The following is a 3,893-nucleotide window of genomic DNA, read 5'->3' as shown; positions in this document are numbered from 1 at the left end:
TACCTATATTAAGGAGATTAAGCATCTCTAAATTATCTTGATATTTAGTTTTCAACACCTCAATATCTTTTAACCTTATTTGAGACTTTATTGCCAAACACTCCAATGATTCAAAAATATTTTTTAAATCATTTTCTGCATCTACATTTAAATAAAATTTTATATCATTCATTACTATCCAATTACCGTAGCTACTATGTACCCTTATACAGATTTCTGAAGCTACAATCTCTTGGAATTCTGATATTTTCCATCCTTTTTCCTGAGTTGTTTCTGATTGATAAACAGATATCCAACCCACATCAAAATTTCCACTTTTATATAGAATTTCATATTGATCAACTCTTCCATTATTTGAATTTGGATGCTTTGTTAAAAACTCTATTCTATTTATAACTCTAGGTTCTTTAAACTTAAAATAAACATCTCCATACCCATGTGAAGGGTACTGATTTGAATGAAATAGTGTATCTTCACTCTCATCTAAAATTAACTCTGGTTCATTTCCATTCCAAGTAGATACATTTGAAGATGCTTTAATATTATTTTTATCCATAATATTAGATAGAACTCCATCTCTTTTCATAATTTAAACTCCCTTATTCTAATTTTTATATAATTAAAGGGGAGTCTTCCTCCCCTTTAATTGATTTATTATCTTCTAGTGATTTTATTTAAATAGTTTAATCTCAATGAGTTTGCTTTGAATTTATCAAATATTACCGATGTTAATAGGTGCTCTACTTGATATAGAGTAGGGTATGCTGATGTTGCTTCTGAACTATGCATATCTATTCCATAATCATCCATAGCTATATCCCATGAGATTATTCCCGCTAGATTATTATCTACAATCCATTGGCACTTTGTCTCAACAGATCTCTCATCTTCAAATGTATAGAAAATTCCAGCATTTTGGTTATATAGGTATGGAGCTTGTGCAGCCTCATCATAATAGTATTGGAAGTCTGAACCTTTTAATACTGTTCCTGCATGTGGATTAGCTGGACCATTCATATCTAAAGTTCTTACAGATACGTTTTCACCCTTCATTAATTTATTTAGATGATGTAGAGGTAAAACTCCTGCTCCTCTTCCTCCATCCATTGTTCCTGGAGCTGAACATCCCTTAGTTTCACTGGCAGCTGGATTGATATTAGTCTTTACATACAATCCTGGCATATTTGTAGGCCAACCTGAACTTGGCATAAATATTCCTGACCATCCTCTTGAGTAGAATGGTGCTCCCACTGTCAGTTTAGTAACTGGAACTCCGTAAGTTGTTGTCACATAATCTATTAGATCCTTTATTGACATTGCATTATCTTTTGGATTTGTTTCTGATTGTGGCTCACTTGGATTTTGGAAAAGGTATGATTGATGGTTTGATATTGTATCAAAAGCACCGTGTACATCATAAGTCATATAACTGATAAAGTCACATGCTGGATGCCATACTCCAATTCCACTTTTTAAAATATGAGTTTTTCCTGATACTATTGCACATGATAGGAAATAGTATTTCCCATCCTCTTGTCCAGCCTTATCAAGTGCTGCTCTTAATGCCTTCATTAAGTTAGTGAATAATGTTTCTTCATCATCTGCTGCTCTTGGTGTTCCTAAATCATTTTTATTATCAACTAAATCTGCATCTCTTCTTGAGCAAGGGAATTCCCAATCAATATCTATTCCAGCAAAATTAAACTCTCTTATAAAGTCAATACATCTCTTAACAAAGTGATCTATTTTATTTGATTGAGCTGCATCTCTAAAGAATGCTGATCTTGACCATCCACCTAATGATGCTATCGGTTTAACATATGGATACTTTTTACACATATCGTTATACTCTGTCATAAATGCACTTGTTCCACCGTAAGCTGAGAACGCTGCTCCTGGATCAAATATATTTGGTGACATATTTAGGTTTCCAGCTCCATTAACTGCATCTCTAGCTGATTGTGCTAAATGAGATATATCATCTTTATCTGTAAAGAATTTACCTGTATAATCAGGAATTACATCCACGAATGCATATTGCATATGAGATATCTTGTTCCATGGAGTTATTTTTGGAGTATACTTTCTTCCTCCCCATTTTCCCCACTCTGGAGTATAAGTTATATGCATCTTTTCCATTGGACTTCCTAACCCTTCAACCTCTGAAATATTCATCGGCTCTAAGTGAGCATTTGGCTTTGTTCCTGCTGAATCCATTAAGTGATTTCCTGGACAATCAATTGCACTTTCCTCTCCTGCTGATAGCTTTGTCCAAGGTGACCAATCTCCATTTAATTTTGGTGAATCTCCTTTTGAAGCCCATCCAGTATGTCTAAAATGGAATCCTTGATAGAATACTATTTTATTTGTTGCTGCTCCATACTCTATTCCTGAGTTCCACTCTGGATATTTACAATACTTCACTCCTCCATCTGGAGTTGCAATCTCAACTAGACCTGTTGTACTTTTATAGTAAACTACAACTCTATCATTTGTTTTTTCATCTCTTGTATATGTAACTTTATAAACAAATTTTAAATCTTTATTTGAAGGATATTTAGATGCTGAAACAATGTTTTTAGCTGACCCTTTATTTCCTGCTGTGAAATTTGTTGGTATTACCTCTGTTAGCTCTCCATCTAAATAAACAGCTAAGTTACTATCAATAACTCCCCATGTATTATTAAGAGTAATCTCATAGTTTCCATTTGTATTTACAGTATGTGCCCATAAATTTGAGTATGGTAATGTTTTAGGAAAATCTCCATCCACTGGAGGTGGAATTACTACATCTTCCTCAATTATAACTGTATTAGATGTAATCTGTTTAAATTTATCTGCCCAATAATATTTTGCTATAAATTGATATGTTCCAGGTGTATTAGATACAAAATTAGCAATTTGAGCTCCTGAATTAGTAGTAACTTTCTCTACTCTTATATTATTTTTATATAACTCATACTCCACTGAAGTTATTAAATGTGCGTTTTCTCCTAAAGTTAGTTCTCCCACTAAGTTTTTATTTATATTTTTTAATATGGCATTGATTACAGTAGGTTCTAACTCAGGTACAGGTGGTAACACTTCATTATGATTACACTCTCCCAGTAGTTTTAAAATATTTTGTATTAAAAGTTTAAATGTAAGGTACTCCTCTAACTTTGTTACTCTACTCAGGTTTAATACAAAATTATTCATTTTCTCAATCATAGGGTCTAACTCTTCGCAGTTTACCCCATTGTGTATATCTGCATATTTGCTATTTATAAAATTAACTTTTTCTATTGTGTTGTTATATATTTTTTGGAACTCTTGTTCTTTATCTACAACGGGAAATAAGTTATTATTTGTTCTTTTCATTTGTAATTTTATCCTCCAACTAGTAAATTTTTATTTAAACATTCTGTATGATTTTTCCAGATTTGCCTGATAAGTTGACGTCTCTTTATTAAAATTTGTATGTTTTTCTAAAAATGTTGATAATCTTCCAATCTCTCTGGATAGTTTAACTAAATCTCCTTCAAGCTCTTGGAATTTTCTTACTAGAGTTTCAGTTTTAGAAAACTCTTTATTTTTTTCCTCTAATTTAGAAAGTGTTATCTCTACCGATATTAATTTTGAAGATAATTCTGAAAAGCTTTCTCTAAAAGCATTATTAAAGTTTTCGTTTCTTTTCAGAGCTTCAACATATTCTGTTTTAATCTGCAAATATTTCTCTTGATAATACTCGCATTTTTCTTCATATTCTTTATTTATGGCAATTAGATTAGCAACTTCTTTCTTTAGCTCTTTATTTTTCTTATTAAAGAACATACTATCTCCTTTCATTATAAAAATATCTTAAATATTTTCACTTATCACTTTATTTTTTTTCTTTTTAAACTCACTTAAAA

3 protein-coding genes are annotated in these 3,893 nt (G+C 31.5%); all 3 read right to left on the bottom strand.

The genetic code is table 11. From position 1 onward, the window contains the following. On the bottom strand, positions 1-586 hold a 586-nt coding region (locus ACMOUI_RS02535; RefSeq protein ID WP_418964174.1), incomplete at its 3' end, for a hypothetical protein. A gap of 68 nt (positions 587-654) precedes the next feature. Continuing rightward, complete coding sequence (locus ACMOUI_RS02530; protein WP_418964173.1) at positions 655-3,360, bottom strand: glycoside hydrolase family 18 protein; 2,706 nt, start codon at positions 3,358-3,360, stop codon at positions 655-657. A gap of 30 nt (positions 3,361-3,390) precedes the next feature. After that, entirely contained in the window at positions 3,391-3,813 is a 423-nt protein-coding gene (locus ACMOUI_RS02525) for a hypothetical protein (RefSeq protein WP_418964172.1), read from the bottom strand. Positions 3,814-3,893: the final 80 nt, after the last annotated feature.

Source organism: Cetobacterium sp. (assembly GCF_048470075.1).
GTDB lineage: Bacteria > Fusobacteriota > Fusobacteriia > Fusobacteriales > Fusobacteriaceae > Cetobacterium_A.
Note: the sequence above shows the minus strand (reverse complement) of the source record. Positions and strands in the feature narration are given on the sequence as shown.